The organism is Streptomyces sp. TAA204 (assembly GCF_000424965.1).
In genome coordinates, this window is the sequence record NZ_KE384281.1 from 52606 (window position 1) to 72592 (window position 19987).

The window sequence follows — 19987 nt, forward strand, 5'->3', positions numbered from 1 at the left end:
CCTGTGTCCCGGTCCCGGCCGGCGGCGTACGCCGGTGGCGCCGTCGCGTTGCCCGAGAGTCTCGGAGCAGCGTCGAATCACTGTCCAGCATCGAACCGAGATCTATTCATGCAGCCTGCGCATGAGTTTCGTTCCAAGGGCGCCTAAGCTCACCGGCCATGGATGCCACACTGCGTCAGCTGTCCGCCTTCGCCGCCGTCGCACGGGCGGCGAGCTTCACCGCCGCGGCGGCCCGACTGCACGTCTCACAGTCGTCGCTCAGCCGCGCGGTCGCCGACCTGGAACGCCTGCTCGGCACCCAGCTGCTCGAACGGGACACCCGGAACGTCCAGCTGACGGCCGCCGGGGCGGAGACCCTGCGGGTCGCCGACCAGATCGTCAACGCGCACCGGGCGGGCATGAAGGAGCTGGAGCGCTTCCTCCTCGGGGAGTCGGGGGCGGTGGCCGTGGCCACACTGCCCTCGGTCGCCGCGGTACTGCTGCCGAGAGTGATCTCCGGCTTCCGCAGGCAGCGTCCCCACGTGACCGTGCGGATCATGGACGGACTGGAACGCTCCGTGCTGGACCGGGTTCTGGCGGGGGACGCGGACTTCGCCATCACCACCTTCGGTGAACCGTCCGCGCAGCTTGAGCACCGTCCTCTCGTGCGCGACCGGTTCGTGGCCGTGCTGCCGCCGGAGCACGAACTCGCCGACGGCGGGGAGGTCGCATGGGAGGACCTGGCCGTGCATCCCTATCTGGCCGTCGGGCGCGACTCGAGCGTACGGCGGCTCGCCGACGCGACGTTCGCACAGATCGACGCCACGGTGCTTCCCGCAGCCGAGACCGCGAACGTGGCGACGGTCGGGGGCCTGGTCGCCGCCGGACTCGGGGTCTCCGCCGTGCCCGCGCTCGTGCTTCCCCTGCTGGGAGCGGGCCCGCTCGTCTCGCGCCCACTCGTCCGCCCCGTCGTCCACCGGCGGCTGGATGTGGTGACACGCGCACGGCGCACCGTTCCGCTCGCGGCACACCGCTTCCTGGAGACCCTGGACGGACTGCGGGAGAACGGGGACGCCCTGCCGGACGGCGTCCAGTGGGCCTGACGGAGCGGACGTGCTCCGAGCCGGCGGGCCCACAGCACCATGCAAAAAGCGCATCGATTGATGGCACTTTCTTGCTGGACAGGCATTTCTTCGCTCGGGGACGCTGAAGACCCCTGCAGCGTACGGCCGTCGCCGTGCGCACACGGGCCCCCAGCCGAGCAAGGGAGCAGCGCTGTGCCGAACGACCACCGACACACCGACCCGGGCAGCGGGCAACTCCGCGATCTCAAGGTGGTCGAGTTCGCCCACGTCGTGGCCGGCCCGCTGGCCGGGTCGATGCTCGCCGACCAGGGTGCGCAAGTCGTCCACGTCGAGCCGCCCGGCTCGGGGGACGCGGCCCGGTCGATGGGTCCGCAGCGGGACGGGGTGCCCCTGTGGTTCAAGGTGGCCGGGCGCAACAAGCGTTCCGTGACCCTCGACCTGCGCCGGGACTCAGGACGCGAACTCGCCCGCCGCCTCGTCGCGTGGGCGGACGTCGTGATCGTCACCTTCCGGCCCGGCAGGCTGCGCGAATGGGGCCTGGACTGGGAGTCGGTGCACCGTGTGAACCCCCGGGCGGTGCTGCTGCAGATATCCGGCTACGGCGCCACCTCCTCCCAGGCAGACCGGCCCGGCTTCGGAAAGATGGGAGAGGCCCGCAGCGGAGTCGTCCACCTGACGGGCTTCCCCGACGGCCCACCCGTCCACACCGGCTTCTCCCACGGCGACGCGGTCAACGGCCTGATGGGCGCCTACGCGGTCCTCGCGGCCCTGCACCGCAGGGAGCGCGACCCGGACTTCGACGGGGAGTGGATCGACCTCGCCCTCTTCGAGCCGCTCTTCCGGCTCGTCGAGTGGCAGGTCATCGTGCACGACCAACTGGGGACGGTGCCGGAACGGGCGGGCAACCAGCTCGCGGTCGCCCCCGCCGCCGTGATCAACACCTACCGCTCCGCCGACGACGAGTGGATCACGGTGACCTCGGCGACACCCCGCTCGGTGCGCAACGTCGCCCGTCTGCTGGGACTGCCCGAGGAGGACTTCGCCACGGTGGAACAGCAACTGGCGGGCCGGGAAAGGCTGGACGAGGGGCTGCGCGCCTGGGTGGCACAGCACTCCACCGCCGAGTGCCTGGAGGAGTTCGCACGCGGCGAGGTGGTGGCCTCCCTGGTGTTCGACGCCGCCGACATCGCCGGCGATCCCGTCTACGCGGAGCGGGAGGACATCGTCACGGTGGAGGACCCCGACCTGGGGCCCGTACGGATGCAGGCCGTCATCCCCCACTTCCGGCAGAACCCCGGCAAGGTGTGGCGGACCGGCCCCTCCCTGGGCCAGGACAATCGTCTCGTCTACCGGGACTGGCTCGGCCTCGGCGACAGCGAACTGGCGGAGCTGGAGCAGCAGGGTGTCGTCTGACAACGGCGGGGCGAGGGGCGCCGACGGCCCCGGCGAGGCCCCGGGCCGTCCTGTGCTGCGCTCGCTGCTCTTCGTGCCCGGCAACAGGACGGAGTGGCTGGCGAAGGCGGAGGCGTGCGGGGCCGACGCGGCGATCCTCGACCTGGAGGACGCGGTCGCGGAAGGCGGCAAGGCAGCCGCCCGTGCCGGCGTGAGCGACCTCCTCACGCAGCGCGCCGCACGGCACGCGGCCGGTACCGGCGGGCGGGGAGGGACCGCAGCGCAGGACATGGCGCTGTTCGTACGCGTCAACCCGCTGGACGGCTGGTCCGCCGCCGGGGAACTCCGGGCGGTCGCCACTCCCGGACTCACGGGCGTCGTTCTGCCCAAGGTGCGCGGCGCCGAGGACGTACGCTTCGCCGCCCGGCTGCTGAGCTGGTGCGAGCACGAACAGGGTCTCCCGGCCGGCACCATCGCGCTCGTGCCCCTCCTGGAGACCGCCGAGGCCCTGCGCGAGGCCTACGACATCGGACGGGCCTCTTCCCGCGTCGCCTACATGGGCGCCCTCACCGCCCCCGGAGGAGACGTCGAGCGCGCCGTCGGCTACCGGTGGAGTCCGGAAGGCACCGAGACACTCGCGCTGCGCTCCCGCGTACTGCTGGACTCCAGGGCCTCGGGCGCCGCACACCCCGTCACCGGTCTGTGGACGCAGATCGGCGACCTGACCGGGCTGCGCCGCTTCGCCGAACAGAGCCGCTCGCTCGGCTACGCGGGCATGGCGGCGATCCACCCGTCGCACGTCCCCGTCATCAACGAGGTCTTCTCCCCCGGGCCCGACGAACTCGCCCGCTGCGCCCGCCTGGTCGAGGCCGTGCGGGAGGCACAGGCGAGGGGGGCGGGCGCGGTGGCGTTCGAGGGGCGGATGGTGGACGAGGCCATGGCCGCGACGGCACAGCAGGTGCTGGACCTGCACAGACGGCGGACCGGGTGACCCGATCGGGGGCGCTCAGCTGCCGGACAGCCTCGCCACCGCGTCCTCGACGGTCAGCACCTCGCGCTCGCCGGTGCGGCGGTCCTTCAGCTCGACCAGTCCGTCCTTGGCGCCGCGGCCCACGATCAGGATGGTGGGAACGCCGATCAGTTCCGCGTCGGTGAACTTCACTCCCGGCGAGACGCCCGTACGGTCGTCCACCAGCACGCGGGCGTTCGCCGCGCCGAGCCGGCCGGCGACGTCGAGTGCGAGCTCGGTCTGCAGGGCCTTGCCCGCCGCGACGACGTGGACGTCGGCCGGGGCGATCTCCCGGGGCCAGCACAGTCCCTGCTCGTCGGCGGTCTGCTCGGCCAGGGCCGCGACGGCCCGGGTGACGCCGATGCCGTACGAGCCCATCGTCACGCGCGCCGGCTTGCCGTCCTGACCGAGCACGTCGAGTTCGAAGGCGTCCGCGTACTTGCGGCCGAGCTGGAAGATGTGGCCGATTTCGATCGCCCTGTCGAGCTCGATGCCCGAACCGCAGGAGGGGCAGGGGTCACCCGCCTCGACGACGACCACGTCGAGATAGTCGTCCACGTCGAAGTCGCGGCCGCACACGACGTGCCGTGCGTGCTTGTCCTGCTTGTTGGCGCCGGTGATCCACTCCGTGCCGGGGGCGACGCGGGGGTCGGCGATGTAGCGGAATGCCTTGCCGGCCATGCCGTTCTGCGGGCCGACGTAGCCGCGCACGAGGTCGGGGCGGCCGACGAAGTCCTCGGCGGTGACGAGTTCGACCTGGGCGGGCGCCAGATGTTCGGCGAGCTTGCCGAGGTCGACCTCGCGGTCGCCGGGGACGCCCACCGCCGCGATCTCGCCGTCGATCTTCACCAGGAGGTTCTTGAGCGTGGCCGAGGCGGCGACGCCCAGGTGGTCGGCGAGAGTCTCGATGGTCGGGGTGTCGGGGGTGTCCAGCTCCTCGACCTCCGGGTGGCCGGAGGACGGGGCGCGCACGACCGCGACGGTCAGCGCCTCGGTGTTCGCCGCGAACCCGCAGGACCGGCACTGCGCGAAGGTGTCCTCACCCGCGGCGGCCGGAGCGAGGAACTCCTCGGAGGCCGAGCCGCCCATGGCGCCGGATACGGCCGAGACGATGCGGTAGTCAAGGCCCAGCCGTTCGAAGATGCGCCGGTACGTCTCGCGCTGCTGCCGGTAGGACTCGCCGAGGCCCTCGTCGGTCAGGTCGAAGGAATAGGCGTCCTTCATCGTGAACTCGCGGCCCCGCAGGATGCCGGAGCGGGGACGTGCCTCGTCCCGGTACTTGGTCTGAATCTGGTAGAGCGTCACCGGCAGGTCCTTGTAGGACGTGCACTGGTCCTTGACGACCTGGGTGAAGATCTCCTCGTGCGTGGGGCCGAGCAGGTAGTCGGCGCCCTTGCGGTCCTTGAGGCGGAAGAGCAGGTCGCCGTACTGCTCGTAGCGGCCGGAGATCTCGTACGGCTCCTTCGGCAGCAGCGCGGGCAGCAGCACCTCCTGGGCGCCGGAGGCGTCCATCTCCTCACGCACGACCCGCGTCACGTTCTCCAGCACCTGCAGACCGAGCGGCAGCCACGTCCAGATGCCCGCTGCCGCCCTGCGTACGTAGCCCGCGCGCACCAGCAGCTTGTGGCTGACGGTCTCGGCGTCGGCCGGGTCGTCCCGCAACGTCTTCAGCATCGACCGGGACAAACGCTGGACTCGGGCTGCCATGGAGTTCTCCGTGCGGTGGGTGAAGTGACTGAGGAGGAGACTATCCGGCGCCGCGCACAGCACGGAAATGCGATTACGGCCTCCCGCCGGGGAGCCGCCCCGCGTCCGTCACCGCCTGCTGAGCGGAAGCCACGCCCCCATCACCGCGTACGGGCTGGACGCGCTCGGGAAGTGCACGTTCCGTGCCAGGTCGCGGTAGCCCAGCGCACGGTAGAGGGCGCGTGCCGGGCTGTCGGTGTCGATGGCCGACAGCAGGGAGCGCGGTTCGGCGGCGGAGTCGGCCAGCGTGGTGATCAGGCTGCGGCCGATGCCGCGGTGCTGGTACAGGGGATGCACGTGCAGCTCGGTGATGACGAAGGCGTCGTCCAGCCAGCCCTCGAACCCGGCCTGGCGCAGATAGCCCGCCACCACCGTGGACCACCAGTGGGTACGGTCGTTGGGCATCCCGTAGACGAATCCGACGAGCCGGCCCTCCTCCGTCCGGGCCCCGAGCGCCCGGGCGCCCGGGGTCTTCAGGTGCCGCAGCACGATGTGGCGGCGGACCGCGATCTCGTCGTCGTCCAGCCCGAAGGCGACGGCCTGCACGGCGAGCGCGTCGTCCACGTGCGCTTCCAGCTCGAGCGGCCCGACGGCAACGCCTCGGGGGGCCCGGGGTTGTGGTCCCCCGTCAGAATGCGGCATGCCCGGAGGCTACTAGGGGGTGTCCGACAAGAAGCGTCGTCCGCCCGCGAGCGCGGAGTCCGCCCGCCGAGGAACGGCTGCCGGTGCGTGTGACCCCAAGGGCGGCCGGAAGCCCTGCCGCCGGAGCGGCCTGCGGCTCCGGCCGGTGGGCACCCACGCCGAAGGCAGGGGGCGTCGCGACGGCCCGGACCCCGCAGGGGAGGGCGCAGGGGACGGGCGCGAAGCGGTCTCCGCCTTCAGGCCGTGCGTGAGCGGCGCGCAGACCCGGGGGCACCGCTCAGAACAGCACGCTCATGAAGGCTCCGACCTCACGGAAGCCCACACGGCGGTACGCGGCGCGTGCCGCGTGATTGAAGTCGTTGACGTACAGGCTGGCGACGGGGGCGACCTCGTTCAGCGCGTAGCGCAGCACGGCCGCCATGCCGGTCACGGACAGGCCCTGCCCGCGCCTGCCGGGTGCGACCCAGACGCCCTGGATCTGGCATGCGCGGGGGGTGGCCGCCCCGATCTCCGCCTTGAAGACGATCTCGCCGTTCTCGACGCGTGCGAACGAGCGCCCGGAACCGACGAGTTCGGCGACCCGTGACTGGTAGACCAGCCCGCCGTCGCCGGCGAGCGGCGAGACACCGACCTCCTCGGTGAACATCGCCACGCACGCGGGCAGGACCAGGTCCATCTCGTCCTTGCGGACGCGCCGCACCAGCGGGTCGGGCCTGACCCCGTGCGGCACCTCGTCCGCCACGAGGAGCGGCTGCCGGGCCCGTACGTCACGGGCCGGGCCCCAGTGCGGCTCCAGACGGGACCAGAGCGCGGAGGTGGGCCCGGCGGGACCGACGATGGACGAGCAGCGCCGCCCCTGACGCCGTGCCCTCTCCGCGAAGGCGCGTACGGCCTCCGGGCCGGCGCACAGGGGCACGAGGTTGGCCCCGGCGTAGCACAGGGCGCTCAGCCGCCCCTGCTGGTACCAGCCCCACATCTCCCCGCCGAGCCGCACGGCGTCGAGGCCCGCGGCCTGTACGCGGGAGGCGATGAACGCGTTGTTGACCGGCTCGCGGTGCAGGAGAGCCAGCACGTCGTCGAGTTCACCGGGGTCGACAACCCTGGTGGAGGTGGTGGTCAACAAGGTGGCGGCTGCCTCATCGTGACGGCCCCGAGGACAGGGGGATGGGGAGAGGGGACGCTCCGGACGCTCCCCCCACGAGACTACCCCGCAACGCGCGGCCCCTCGCCCTCGGTGACCGTTCCGTGGGCGCGCTCACCGTGCGTACACCACGGCCGTCCCTCAGCCGGAGACGGCGACCTGCGGCTCACCGGAGGCGACGCCGTCCTGCTCCATCCGCTCGGCGATCTTCATCGCCTCGTCGATGAGGGTCTCGACGATCTTCGACTCGGGGACGGTCTTGATGACCTCGCCCTTGACGAAGATCTGGCCCTTGCCGTTGCCGGAGGCGACTCCGAGGTCGGCCTCACGGGCCTCGCCGGGGCCGTTGACGACGCAGCCCATGACGGCGACGCGCAGCGGTACCTCCATGCCCTCCAGCCCGGCGGTGACCTCGTCGGCGAGCTTGTAGACGTCCACCTGTGCGCGGCCGCAGGAGGGGCAGGAGACGATCTCCAGCCGGCGCTGCCGCAGCCCGAGCGACTCCAGGATCGAGATACCGACCTTGACCTCCTCGGCGGGCGGCGCGGACAGCGAGACGCGGATGGTGTCGCCGATCCCCTCGGCCAGCAGCGCACCGAAGGCCACGGAGGACTTGATGGTGCCCTGGAAGGCGGGTCCGGCCTCGGTGACGCCCAGGTGCAGCGGGTAGTCGCACTGCGCGGCCAGCTGCCGGTATGCGGCGATCATCACGACCGGGTCGTTGTGCTTGACCGAGATCTTGATGTCGCGGAAGCCGTGCTCCTCGAACAGGGAGCACTCCCACAGCGCCGACTCCACCAGCGCCTCGGGAGTCACCCGCCCGTACTTCTCCAGCAGCCGCTTGTCCAGCGAGCCCGCGTTGACCCCAATACGGATCGGGATCCCCGCCGCGGAGGCCGCCTCGGCGATCTCCCCCACCCGGTCGTCGAACTGCTTGATGTTGCCCGGGTTCACACGCACCGCCGCGCAGCCCGCGTCGATGGCGGCGAAGACGTACTTCGGCTGGAAGTGGATGTCCGCGATCACGGGGATCTGGGACTTGCGCGCGATCGTCGACAGCGCGTCCGCGTCGTCCTGCGTGGGGCAGGCCACACGCACGATCTGGCAGCCGGACGCGGTCAGCTCCGCGATCTGCTGGAGCGTGGCACCGATGTCGGCCGTACGGGTCGTGGTCATCGACTGCACGGACACCGGTGCGTCACCCCCCACGGCCACCGGTCCGACCTGGATCTTCCGGCTTCTGCGGCGGTCGACGAGCTTGGTCGGTACGTCCGGCATTCCGAGCGAAATCGCTGTCGCTGTCATCAGGCGTGCAACCCCAAGGTGTGGATCGAGAAGTCCCGGAGATCGACGGGCTCCAGCACCTGAGATTACGGCACCGTCACCCTTACGAGCACATCACTGACCGGTAACCACCCCAAGCGGGACACCCGGGCACATATCCTGCCCGGGTGCCGCAACGCGTTCCCCTTCGGCTGTCCGCCAGGCGGAGCTATCCGGCGAGTCTGACCGGATTGACGACGTCCGCCACCAGCACGAGCAGCGTGAAGCAGATGAAGATCCCGGCGACGACGTACGCGACGGGCATCAGCCTGGCCACGTCGAAAGGCCCCGGGTCGGGCCGCCGGAAGACCTTGGCGAAGGCCCTCCTGACCGACTCCCACAGCGCGCCCGCGATGTGCCCGCCGTCCAGCGGCAGCAGCGGCAGCATGTTGAAGAGGAACAGCGAGAGGTTGAAGCCGGCGACCAGGAAGAGCATGGTCGCCACCCGCTGCGTCGGCGGGATGTCCAGCGAGAAGACCTCGCCTCCCACGCGGGCGGCGCCGACGACCCCCATCGGGGAGTCCTGCTTGCGCTCGCCTCCGTCGAAGGCCGCGTTCCACAGGTCCGGCACCTTGGACGGGAGGGCGATCAGCGCCTCCACACCGGAGGCCATCATGCCGCTCATGCGGTCGACGGACTGCGGGAAGGACTGCTGGACGACCCCGCTGGCCGGGGTGAAGCCGAGGAAGCCCGCGGTGACGTACTCGCCCTCGACGTAGCTGCCGCGCCCGTCGGACTTGGCGACCTTGTTGGAGATCAGGTCGGCCCGCAGGGTCTCACGGGCGCCGTCCCGCTCGACGGTGATGGTGGCAGGCCCCGTGGTGTCCCGGATCTGCTGCTGGAGGGTCCCCCATTCGGCGACGCGCCGGCCGTCGAAGGCCACGATCTCGTCGCCCGGCTGCAGGCCCGCCGCCTTGGCCGGTGAGTCCGGGGCCCCCGAGGGGCACTTGTCGGACTTCGCCGAGGCCGGGATGACGCACTCGGAGACGGAGGAGACCGTGGTCGTCTGGGTGTTGATGCCGAACGACATCAGTACGACAAGGAAGATCACGACTGCCAGGATCAGGTTCATGAACGGCCCGGCGAACATCACGATGACGCGCTTCCAGGGCGCCCGGGTGTAGAAGAGCCGCTTCTCGTCGCCCGGCTGCAGCTCCTCGAAGGCCGCGGCCCTCGCGTCCTCGATCATGCCTCGGAAAGGCGACGTCGAGCGCTGTCGCAGCGACCCGTCGTCGCCCGGCGGGAACATTCCGATCATGCGGATGTAGCCGCCGAGGGGCACCGCCTTCAGCCCGTACTCGGTGTCGCCACGGCGCCGGGAGAAGAGCGTCGGGCCGAAGCCCACCATGTACTGCGGCACCCGGATGCCGAACATCTTCGCGGTGGAGAGGTGCCCCAGCTCGTGCCAGGCGATGGAGAAGAGCAGGCCGACCACGAAGACGACTATGCCGAGAATCGTCATGAGAGTCGTCATGCGCGGGCCTCCGCTGCTGCCGTCGCCAGTTCACGGGCACGCGTTCGCGCCCAGGTGTCAGCGTCGAGGACGTCGGCGAGCGTGAGGGATGTCTCCGCGGGCGTGCCGTGCTCCTCGACCACAGCGGCAACCGTATCCACGATGCCGGAGAACGGCAGCCGTCCGCCCAAGAACGCCTCGACGCACTCCTCGTTGGCGGCGTTGTAGACCGCCGGCGCGGTGCCCCCCGAGCGTCCCACCCGGAAGGCGAGCGGCACGGCGGGGAACGCCTCGGCGTCCAGCGGGAAGAAGTCCCAGGACATCGCCCGCGACCAGTCGAAGACCGGGCCCGCGTCCGGCACCCGCCGCGGCCAGCCCATCCCCAGCGCGATCGGCAGACGCATGTCCGGCGGTCCGCACTGTGCGAGCGTCGAGCCGTCGGTGAACTCCACCATCGAGTGCACCGCCGACTGAGGGTGCACGACGACCTCGATCCGCTCGAACGGCACGTCGTAGAGCAGATGCGCCTCGATGACCTCCAGACCCTTGTTGACCAGGGTCGCCGAGTTGACGGTGATCACCGGGCCCATGTCCCAGGTGGGGTGGGCCAGCGCCTCCTCGGGAGTGACCCCGGCCAGGGCCTCCTTGGTACGTCCGCGGAAGGGGCCGCCCGAGGCGGTGACGAGAAGCTTGCGCACCTCGGCGTGCGTCCCGCTCATCAGGGCCTGGAAGAGGGCCGAGTGCTCGGAGTCCACGGGCACGATCTGGCCGGGGCGTGCGAGTCGTCTCACCAGCGGGCCGCCGACGATCAGCGACTCCTTGTTGGCCAGCGCCAGCATCCGCCCCGCCTCCAGAGCGGCCAGCGTGGGAGCCAGTCCGATGGAGCCGGTGATGCCGTTCAGGACGGTGTGGCACTCGGCGGCCGCCAGCTCCGTGGCCGCGTCCGGTCCGGCCAGCACCTCCGGAATCGGCTCACCCGTCCCGTACTCCGCGCGCAGAGCCTGGCGCAGCTGCCCCACCTTGTCCTCGCGGGCGACGGCGACAGTGCGCACCTGCAGCCGGTGCGCCTGCCCGGCCAGCAACTCCAGGCGGCCACCCGCGGCGGACAGCCCGGTCACCCGGAAGCGGTCCGGATTGCTCAGTACGACATCGACAGCCTGCGTTCCGATGGAGCCGGTCGACCCGAGGATCACGATGTCGCGCGGTCCTTCCGCCGGGGTCGCCGGACCGGGGAACCGCAGGTGCGGGTCAGCGAGGGATTCCGTCATGCACCCATTCTGACGGCTCCCCTGCCCGGCGCCTTCACCCCCTCGGGCACCCCCTCGGGCGCACGGCCCGGGGACGCAGGCGCAGGCCCGCACGGCGCGGGCGCCCGGCGCCTGTTGCGCCGCGCCGGGCGCCCGCCCCCTCCCCGCCTGTTCGCGCCCCTCTCTCCGGGGGACGTCAGCTGATGCGCCGGTGCACGTTCTCCTTCTTCGAAGGTCCCGGCACGGCCTCCGCGATCCACGGGCCGTCGGTCGAGGGGTCGATGACGCCTTCCTCCAGCCACTCGTACGAGCCGCCGAGGATGCCGCGCACGACCTTGCGGTCCAGGTCGTCCGTGTTGTGCCACAGCCGCCCGAACAGCTCCTCCACGCGCACCCGCGACTGGCGGCAGAAGACGTCCGCGAGCTGGTGCGCCGCCTTGGCGTCGCCGCCGCTGCTCAGCGCGTCGCGCCGCAGCTTCTCCGCCCTCACGCAGGCGGCGCTCATCGCGAACAGCTCCGCGCCGATGTCCACGATCCGCCCCAGGAAGCCCTGTTTGGTCTCCATGCGGCCCTGCCACCGCGACATGGCGTAGAACGTCGACCTGGCCAGCTTCCGGGAGGTGCGCTCCACGTACCGCAGGTGCACCGCCAGCTCCTCGAAGTCGGCGTAGGCACTGGGCAGCTGGCCCGGCCCCGCGAGGAGCTTCGGCAGCCAGCGCGCGTAGAAGCCGCCCGCGTCCACGGCCGCGCGGCCCTTGTCGGACAGGGTCTTGTCCGGGTCGATCAGGTCCCCGGCGACGGACAGGTGCGCGTCGACCGCCTCGCGCGCGATGAGGAGATGCATGATCTCCGTCGAGCCCTCGAAGATGCGGTTGATCCGCAGGTCGCGCAGGAGCTGCTCGGCCGGTACGCCCCGCTCGCCGCGCGCGGCGAGGGACTGCGCCGTCTCGAATCCGCGCCCGCCGCGGATCTGGACGAGCTCGTCGGCCATCTGCCACGCCATCTCACTGCCGAACAGCTTCGCCAGCGCCGCCTCGATGCGGATGTCGTTGCGCTCCTCGTCCGCCATCTGGCTCGCCAGGTCGACCACGGCCTCCAGCGCGAACGTCGTCGCCGCGATGAAGGACATCTTGCTGCCGACCGCCTCGTGCCTGGCGACCGGCCGGCCCCACTGCACGCGCGCCTCTCCCCACTCACGGGCGACCTTCAGACACCACTTGCCCGCGCCCACGCACGTCGCGGGAAGGGAGAGCCGTCCGGTGTTGAGGGTCGTGAGCGCGATCTTCAGCCCCTCGCCCTCCCTGCCGATGCGGTTCGCGGCGGGCACGCGGACCTGGTGGAGTCGGGTGACGCCGTTCTCCAGGCCGCGCAGCCCCATGAAGGAGTTGCGGTTCTCGACGGTGATGCCCTCCGCGCCGCCCTCGACGACGAAGGCGGTGATCCCGCCCCGGTGGCCCTCGGACTTCGGCACGCGGGCCATGACGACCAGGAGGTCGGCCACGACCCCGTTGGTCGTCCACAGCTTCACACCGTCCAGCAGGTAGTCCTCGCCGTCCGGCACGGCGGTGGTCGCCAGCCGTGCGGGGTCCGAGCCGACGTCGGGCTCGGTGAGGAGGAAGGCGGAGATGTCCGTACGGGCGCAGCGCGGCAGGAAGGTCTCCTTCTGCTCCTGCGTGCCGAACATCTTCAGCGGCTGCGGCACCCCGATCGACTGGTGCGCGGAGAGCAGTGCGCCCACGGCGGGGCTGACGCTGCTGACCATGGCCAGAGCCTTGTTGTAGTAGACCTGCGTGAGGCCGAGGCCGCCGTACTCGGGGCCGACCTTCATGCCGAGCGCACCGAGGTCCTTCAGGCCCGCGACGACCTCGTCCGGAATGCGGTCCTCGCGCTCGATGCGGGCGCCGTCGACCGTCGACTCGCAGAAGCCGCGCAACTTCGTCAGGAACTCCTCGCCGCGCCGTACGTCGTCGGCGGAGGGTTCCGGGTGGGGATGGATCAGGTCCAGCCGGAAACGGCCCAGGAACATTTCCTTGGCGAAGCTGGGCTTGCGCCAGTCCTGTTCGCGTGCGGCCTCGGCTACTTCTCGGGCTTCGCGCTCGGAGACAGTCATCTCACTCATCTCGCCGCGTGGTAGGGACAGGGAACGCCGTGCACTACCGGCCGGTGCTACTCGCTCGTATGTACCCGATTCATCCGATGCGTACCAGGCTCCGCGCACACCCGGCCCGTACGGGGAACCAGGTGCCCCGGCATCCCGGCGCGGAGGGGCCCGCCCGGCGCGGGAACGGCCACGTCGCGCCCCGTGGCACCGGCCCGGTGCCGGCATCCGGACACCGCGTACGGCGCGCGCCCGCGCCGGCTCCGGTGGCGCGGGGAAGCAGGGCCCCACGCCGTCCGCGCGCGGGGCGGAGCCAGGGCCGGTGCGGCGTCAGGGCCCCCTGTACGGACGGCCTGCTTCTGATAGGACAGAGCCATGCAGGCCGAACCCAGCGAAGACGCTGTCGACATCTTCCTCGCCGCCTTCAACGCCTCACAACCGGCCTATGTGACCGAACTGCTGGCGCGTGCCCTCACCCGGGACGTCGTCTTCTGGGGGCCGCTGGGACGCAGCGTCGGTGTGGAGGCGGTGGAGGAATTCATCACGGAACTCCGCGCGCACCCCGAAGGCCCGGGAGCGGTGACGCGCACGACCGTGGTGGACGCCCCGGGCGAATGGGCGCGCTACAGCTGGAGCTACCGCAACGAGGAGGGCCGCGTCCTGCTGACGGGCACGGACATGGTCCACCTGCGGGAGGGCGGATCGATCAGATGGTCGTCTTCGCCGGAGACCTGGCAGCGATCTGAACGCGGAGAAGCGGGTGCCGGTCACGCGACTCGCGCGTCACCGGCACCCGCTCCTTCACACGGGAAGGGCCGCGGCCCCTACAGCTCCAGCCCGGTCAGGACCATCACACGCTCGTACGTGTAGTCCTCCATCGCGAACCGGACACCTTCGCGGCCCACGCCCGACTGCTTGACCCCGCCGTAGGGCATCTGGTCCGCGCGGTAGGAGGGCACGTCGCCCACGACCACGCCGCCCAGCTCCAGGGCGCGGTGCGCACGGAACGCCGACTGGATGTCGTGCGTGAACAGACCGGCCTGGAGGCCGTACTTGGAGTCGTTGGCCGCCGCGAAGGCCTCGTCCTCGCCGTCCACCTTCGTGAACGACATGACGGGGCCGAACGCCTCCTCACAGCCCAGCTGCGTGTCCGCCGCGACGTCCTCCAGCACGGTCGGCGCGAAGGTCGCGCCCTCCCGCTTGCCGCCCGTCAGCAGCTTCGCACCACGGGCGACGGCCTCCTCGACCCAGGACTCGACGCGCTTGGCGGCGTCCTCGCTCACCAGCGGGCCGACGTCGGTGGCCGGGTCGGAGGGGTCGCCGGTGCGCAGCGCCTCGACGGCAGTGACGACCTTCGGCACCAGCCGGTCGTAGACCGAGGCGTCCGCGATCACGCGCTGCACGGAGATGCAGGACTGCCCGGCCTGGTAGTTGGAGAAGGTGGCGATGCGCTGTGCCGCCCAGTCCAGGTCCTCCTCGGAGTGGTAGTCCCCCAGGACGATCGCCGCGCCGTTGCCGCCGAGTTCGAGCGTGACGCGCTTGCGCGGCGCCGAGTCGAGGATGGACCAGCCGACGGGCGCCGAGCCGGTGAAGGAGATGATCGGCAGCCGCTCGTCCTGGACCAGCTCGGGCATCCGGTCGTTGGGCACGGGCAGCACGGACCACGAACCCTCCGGCAGATCGGTCTCCGCGAGCAGCTCGCCGATCAGCAGCCCGGACAGCGGTGTGGCGGGAGCGGGCTTGAGGATGATCGGCGTCCCGACTGCCAGCGCGGGGGCGACCTTGTGGGCGCAGAGGTTGAGCGGGAAGTTGAACGGTGCGATGCCGAGCACCGGGCCGTAGGGGAAGCGCCTGGTGTAGGCGAGCCGTCCCGCGCCGCCCGCGTCCGAGTCCAGCCGCTGTGCCTCACCGCCGTTGAACCGGCGGGCCTCGTCGGCCGCCCAGCGGAAGACGGAGACGCAGCGGCCGACCTCGCCGCGCGCCCACTTCATGGGCTTGCCGTTCTCCGCCGAGATCAGCGTGGCGATCTCCTCGGAGCGTTCCTTCAGACGTGCCACGACGTGGTCCAGGGCAGCCGCCCGTACGTGCGCGGGAGTCGCCGAGAACTCCCCGGCGACTGCGGCAGCGGCAGCCACGGCCTCCTCGACCTGGGCCGCACCGGGCAGGCTGACCGTGCCTACGAGCCGGCCGTCCCAGGGCGAGGTGACATCGAGCGTGTCGTCGCCTGTGGCTTCGCGGCCGGCGAGCCAGAACGCGTGCGGGGAAGTCGCTGTCGTCACTGCGGGGACCACCCTTCCGGAATGGTGGGGATGTCAGTGGACGGGGAGTGATGGTGATCAGTGCCGCCAGGCACCCATCGGTTCTCCCCCTTCAACCGTAGGGCGTAAGGAAGCGGGTGTTTCTTGTCCGGCGAGGCAGACTCCTCCGGCCGGGCGCGCCGGATTGGCACGCCCGGAGGCGGGAGAGACGCCGGGAGGGGCGGGGCCCCGGACGGTCAGCTCGTCGCCTTGAGCGCGAGCCACAGCTCCATGCGTACGTCCGGATCGTCGAGGGAGCGGCCCAGGATCTCCTCGACGCGGCGCATACGGTAACGCAGGGTGTGCCGGTGGACCCCCAGGTCCGCCGCCGCCGCGTCCCACTGTCCGTGCCGGGAGAGCCAGGCGCGCAGGGAGGCGACGAGGTCGCCCCTGCCGTTCGCGTCGTGCTCGCGCAGAGAGCGCAGCAGGCCGTCCGCGAAGGCCCGTACCGCGTCGTCGGCGAGCAGCGGCAGAACCGAACCGGCGGCCACGTCCTCGTGCTCCACCATCGGGCTGCCGCGCCGCCGGGCCACCGACAGCGCCTGGTCGGCCTGCTTGAAGGCGACGGCGGCCGCGGACAGACCGGCGGGAGCGGAGACACCGATGACGAGGACGTCCTCCGCCGGTGTGCCGTTCGTGTGCGAGGGGGCGCCGGTGCGCGCCGCCTCCAGTGCCTTCGCGCACGAAGCGGCGTACTGCGCGCACGCCGAGACTGCCGCACCGCCGTCGGCGGCGAGTACGACGAGCCGGGTGGCGTCCGGTACGACGAGCACGGACTCCCCGTTGCGGGCGGCGGCGGCCTCGACGAGGTCGGCGAGCTGGTCGAGAGGGCCGGGAAGTTCCTCGATGACGCCGTCCGGTACGGGACGGGGCACCGGCGTGCCCTCGGCGACCGCCATGACGGGCTGACCGCCCGCCAGGGCGTTGCCGCCCGTGTCGGCGGCGGCGCTCCCGCCGCCGCGGGCGCGGGAGTTGACGCCGGAGGCCCGCTCCGCGACCAGCACCCGCATCGGCGCGTCCAGCAGCCCGCCGTAGAGCCGTCCGGCCACGGCGCGCGCGTGGTCGGACTCGCCCGAGAGCAGCATCCTCATCACCGCGGCGCCCAGCCGCTGTTCGGCCTCCTGCAACGCCCGCGAACGCTCCATGGTCAGTGTCAGCAGCGCGATGGCGGAGTGCACGGCGTAGCGCTCGGCGGTGCCGAGCGGGGCCGCCGTACCGACAGCGAGGACGGCCTTGGCCCGCCGTCCGCTTCCGACCGACTGCAGCTCGACGCGGTCGTCGCCGGTGTCCGGGCCGCTGACCACCGCGCTCGCGGGCGGGGGTCGGTCACGCAGCCGCTCGGCGTCACCCACGAAGCGCGCGGCACGGCGGCCCGCCCACGACGGCGCTGTGGCGACCAGTGTCCCCGAGGCGTCGTAGAGCGCGGCCCAACCGGAGACCTCCGAGGCGAGTTTGGCCAGCAGGGCCGAGGGGCCCTCCTGGGAGAGCGCGGCGCGCGTCATCTCCCGCTGGGCGTCGAAGCCGGCCGTGACCGCGCGGTACTGCTCCTTCGCGATGGCGGCGGAGACCGCCTTGCTGATGGCGATGAAGGGTGTGCGGCGCGGCACTTCGAGCAGCGGCAGGTCCGCCTCACGGCACGCCTCGACGACGGCGTCGGGCACCTTCTCGTAGTTCACGCCCGCCGCGAAGCCCAGTCCGACGACGCCCTTTCCGGCGAGCAGCCGCACGTAGTCGCGCATGGTGCCGGGGTCCTCGGCGTCCAGCTTCAGGGCTGTCAGGAGCAGCAGTTCGCCGCCGTCCAGGTACGGGGTCGGGTCGGCCAGTTCGCTGGCGTGTGCCCAGCGCACGGAGGTGTCGAGCCGGGCCTGCCCCGCCAGTACGGAGAGCCGGAGTGCGGAGTGCTGCACGAGCGAGGCAAGAGTCGGTGCCATAACAAAGCTCACCGTACAGCCGCCCGGTTCATTTCGGTCATTCCCGAACTCATCCAGAAGTCACTCCCCGAGCTGGGCCAGGATCGGCGGAGTGCGTTCCCCCCGTACCGTCGTCAGGGACAGCACAGCGTGTCCGGGGGGCAGCTCGTTCGCCAGGTCGGAGGCCGACCAGCGTTCGCGCTGCACTGTCCGTACGGTCACCGACTCCGCGGTGACGTGCCGCCCCGTGGCCAGCCGCCGTACGGCGTGCATGACCCGCGTGAAGGGCTCGTCGGAGACGAGCTGGCGGTTGGTGACGTCGCGGGTCTGCACCCATTCCGTGCCCCACACCTCGGCGAAGTGCTCGGCGTCCCACGGGGTCACGCCCGCGCACACCATCCGGCAGCCGACCGCGCCGAGCAGCGGGCCGCGCAGCGGCGCCGGTACGTCGTCCAGCGCGCGCAGGGTGAGCAGCACGCCCGCGTGGGCGGAACGAAGGCGCTGCAGGCCGCGCAGTGCCTGCGGGGTGACCGTCTGTGCGGCGTCGTCGAGGACGAGCCCCGCGAAGAGGGACTGGTCCTCGCGTGCGGTCGCGCACTCCGTGAACTGCGCGAGCACGAGCCGCGCGAGGATGCGGGAAGCCTCGGCGTGGCCCCGCTCGGGCAGGTCGATGCGCACACGCAGCGGGTGCTCCAGGGCGCGCAGTGAGAACGGCCGGTGTCCCCCACCGGACGCACCACCGGACGCACCGCCGCCCTCCTCGGCACCTGTGTCCTCGGGATGGAAGAAGCCGGCGAAGGCGGGACGGTCCAGTAGCGCGATGCGGTCTGCGAGGAGGGCGGCCGGGTCGTCGCCGCGGCCCGACTGGCGCCCGTAGGCGTCGAGTTCACGCAGCTGGGCACCGAGTCCGGCGTCCTCCAGGGCGGTGCGCAGAACGCCGAGTGCGGAGGGTGAACCGTCCAGCAGTTCACGCAGTTCCGGTACGCGCGGGAAGCGCCCGTAGGCGGCGCGGAACGGTCCGATGAGCTGCGCGAGCGATGTGGCGGCGCGGCGGCTGTCGCCGCCGGGGAGGGTCTCGGCCAGGTCACCGACGAGCCCTTCGGCGAGCATGCCGGCTGCCTCGTCGGGGTCACCGGTGCCGCCGTAGAGGTCGAGGTCGTACACGGAGTCGGGGTGGCCGATGCGTACGACCGCGTCGTAGGACTCGTCGGGGGCCAGGCGCGTACCGCCGGCGGTCACGGCGACGACCGCGGCCTGGCCGGCGAGCGCCTGCAGGCACAGCGACTCGGCGACCGGGCGTACCAGGCGCGTCGTCTTCCCTGAGCCCGGCGGTCCGACGGCGAGCGCCGACGTGCCCAGCAGGGACGGCTCCAGCGCCACTCCGGCGCCGCGGTAGTGATGCGGATTGCGCTCGCTGTCGGCGGCGGTGCCGATGCGTACCTGGCGCAGGCGCAGGTCGTGACGGGCGGCGCGGTGGGGCAGATCCCGGCGGCCCGAAGGATGCGCGCAGGCTGCCGCGCCCTGTGCGCGGACGGTGTCGACGAAGGTGGCCAGCCGTCCCGGACGGGCCCGTACGGATTCCCACGCGCGCTGGATACGGGCGTGGTCGACGTCGCTCATCCGTCCGCCGCGCACCTCCTCGGCGAGCCGGTCGGCGGCCTCGGTGGCGCCGCTGCCACGCAGTTCGGGCCATTCGACGGGGTCGGCGCGGGGGTCGGGCGGCGGGACGGGCCGGGCGGCCTCCGCCTCACCTCGCCCGTCCGCGGCCTTCCGCCGTGCGGCCGAGCCGGTAAGGCGGGCCCACGCCCTGGCGCCCACCTCGGGCCAGCGGCCCAGCCGTCCGAAGACGACGGCGAGGCCGCCGAGGACGAGCGCGTAGTAGAGGTAGCTCAGCCAGACGAAGATCATCTGGTCGCCGCCGGCGGAGCGCCACGACTCGGGGGTCAGCGCCAGCAGCGGCCAGATCCAGAAGTCGCCGAGGTAGCCGTTGTACAGCAGCGACCACAGCAGCCAGCCGATCAGGAAGGAGACGAGGGCGCCGCTGACCAGCTGGCGCGCGGGGATGCGGTCGGGGTCCTCCGGAGGCCGTGGCCGGTGTCCGTACCGCCAGATTCCCGGCTGCGCCTCGGGACGCGGCGTGCGCAGCCAGTCGGCGAGGGACGGACCCGGCCGGGGCGCACGCTCGGGCCGCGGCGGTACGGCCGGGGGCGGCGGCGGATCCTTGGGCCCACGCTCCCGAGGGCCCTGCTCCCCGGGGGCCCGCGCCCCGGGGTACGGCTCTCCCCCGGACGCCCGGGCGTCGTCCCCCTTGTGCGATGCCGCGGCGTGCGGCCCTCCGGCGTGCGGCCGCCCCCCGCCCCCGTCGGCGGGTGCCTGTGCCGGCACATCCCCGGGGCCGTACGCGCTGTCCGCACCCTGCCTCCGGTGCGGAGACTCCATGTCCATGTACTGCCTCTACCCCTGCCTGGCCCTAGCGTTTCCGCTCCCGGACCCAATCTAGCCGTCGGCGGAGGCAGTTGACCCGTCCCGGCGGGTCCGATCCGTGTGACCGCGTGCGCGTGGCCGCCGCGGACGGCGGCCGCACCGTGTGCCGGGACGGGTTCGCGGGGCGATCCGCGCGGCGGGGACCGGCCTCCACCGGGCACCCGCCGGAGCCCGGATCGCC

13 protein-coding genes and 1 pseudogene are annotated in these 19987 nt (G+C 72.1%); 4 read left to right on the forward strand and 10 right to left on the reverse strand.

Annotated elements, in window-relative coordinates; all coding sequences use genetic code 11:
* The first annotated feature begins 158 nt into the window (after window positions 1–158).
* The 3 genes from H343_RS0124870 (at window position 159) to H343_RS32765 (ending at window position 3447) form a co-directional block, all read left to right on the forward strand.
* Window positions 159–1082, forward strand: a complete 924-nt coding sequence (locus H343_RS0124870) for a LysR family transcriptional regulator (protein WP_028433329.1) — start codon at window positions 159–161, stop codon at window positions 1080–1082.
* 174 nt (window positions 1083–1256) lie between these two features.
* Complete coding sequence (locus H343_RS0124875) at window positions 1257–2477, forward strand: CoA transferase (protein ID WP_028433330.1); 1221 nt, start codon at window positions 1257–1259, stop codon at window positions 2475–2477.
* A complete protein-coding gene (locus H343_RS32765) occupies window positions 2467–3447 on the forward strand; it encodes an HpcH/HpaI aldolase/citrate lyase family protein (protein ID WP_051265990.1) in 981 nt (326 codons plus the stop codon). The genes H343_RS0124875 and H343_RS32765 overlap by 11 nt, the downstream gene beginning before the upstream one ends.
* A 15-nt stretch (window positions 3448–3462) precedes the next feature.
* Here the strand turns inward: H343_RS32765 and H343_RS0124885 are convergent, their stop codons facing one another.
* The 7 genes from H343_RS0124885 to H343_RS0124915 all read right to left on the reverse strand — a co-directional run bounded on the left by H343_RS0124885 (window position 3463) and on the right by H343_RS0124915 (window position 13127).
* A complete protein-coding gene (locus H343_RS0124885) occupies window positions 3463–5172 on the reverse strand; it encodes a proline--tRNA ligase (RefSeq protein ID WP_028433331.1) in 1710 nt (569 codons plus the stop codon).
* A 108-nt stretch (window positions 5173–5280) separates the two neighbouring features.
* The gene (locus tag H343_RS0124890) at window positions 5281–5853 is read right to left on the reverse strand and encodes a GNAT family N-acetyltransferase (protein ID WP_051265994.1); all 573 of its coding nucleotides are present in this window, start codon (window positions 5851–5853) and stop codon (window positions 5281–5283) included.
* 277 nt (window positions 5854–6130) lie between these two features.
* Entirely contained in the window at window positions 6131–6976 is an 846-nt protein-coding gene (locus tag H343_RS0124895) for a GNAT family N-acetyltransferase (protein WP_028433333.1), read from the reverse strand.
* A gap of 159 nt (window positions 6977–7135) precedes the next feature.
* The gene (ispG, locus tag H343_RS0124900) at window positions 7136–8299 is read right to left on the reverse strand and encodes a flavodoxin-dependent (E)-4-hydroxy-3-methylbut-2-enyl-diphosphate synthase (RefSeq protein ID WP_037905088.1); all 1164 of its coding nucleotides are present in this window, start codon (window positions 8297–8299) and stop codon (window positions 7136–7138) included.
* Between the two features lie 187 nt (window positions 8300–8486).
* Entirely contained in the window at window positions 8487–9791 is a 1305-nt protein-coding gene (locus tag H343_RS0124905) for a site-2 protease family protein (RefSeq protein ID WP_028433335.1), read from the reverse strand.
* The gene (gene dxr, locus H343_RS0124910; protein WP_028433336.1) at window positions 9788–11038 is read right to left on the reverse strand and encodes a 1-deoxy-D-xylulose-5-phosphate reductoisomerase; all 1251 of its coding nucleotides are present in this window, start codon (window positions 11036–11038) and stop codon (window positions 9788–9790) included. The genes H343_RS0124905 and dxr overlap by 4 nt, the downstream gene beginning before the upstream one ends.
* Before the next feature lie 175 nt (window positions 11039–11213).
* On the reverse strand, window positions 11214–13127 hold the full coding sequence (locus H343_RS0124915; RefSeq protein WP_106958942.1) for an acyl-CoA dehydrogenase family protein: 1914 nt from the start codon (window positions 13125–13127) through the stop codon (window positions 11214–11216).
* Window positions 13128–13490: 363 nt separating this feature from the next.
* Between H343_RS0124915 and H343_RS32770 the strand changes: the two are divergent.
* Window positions 13491–13861, forward strand: a pseudogene (locus H343_RS32770) (nuclear transport factor 2 family protein).
* A 78-nt stretch (window positions 13862–13939) separates the two neighbouring features.
* Here the strand turns inward: H343_RS32770 and H343_RS0124925 are convergent.
* From H343_RS0124925 to H343_RS32775, 3 genes are all read right to left on the reverse strand, one after another.
* Entirely contained in the window at window positions 13940–15394 is a 1455-nt protein-coding gene (locus H343_RS0124925) for an aldehyde dehydrogenase family protein (RefSeq protein WP_028433338.1), read from the reverse strand.
* 215 nt (window positions 15395–15609) lie between these two features.
* Window positions 15610–17343: a PucR family transcriptional regulator gene (locus tag H343_RS0124930; RefSeq protein ID WP_028433339.1), complete on the reverse strand. Its 1734-nt coding sequence runs from the start codon at window positions 17341–17343 to the stop codon at window positions 15610–15612.
* A gap of 60 nt (window positions 17344–17403) precedes the next feature.
* Window positions 17404–19767, reverse strand: a complete 2364-nt coding sequence (locus H343_RS32775; RefSeq protein WP_486587036.1) for an ATP-binding protein — start codon at window positions 19765–19767, stop codon at window positions 17404–17406.
* Window positions 19768–19987: the final 220 nt, after the last annotated feature.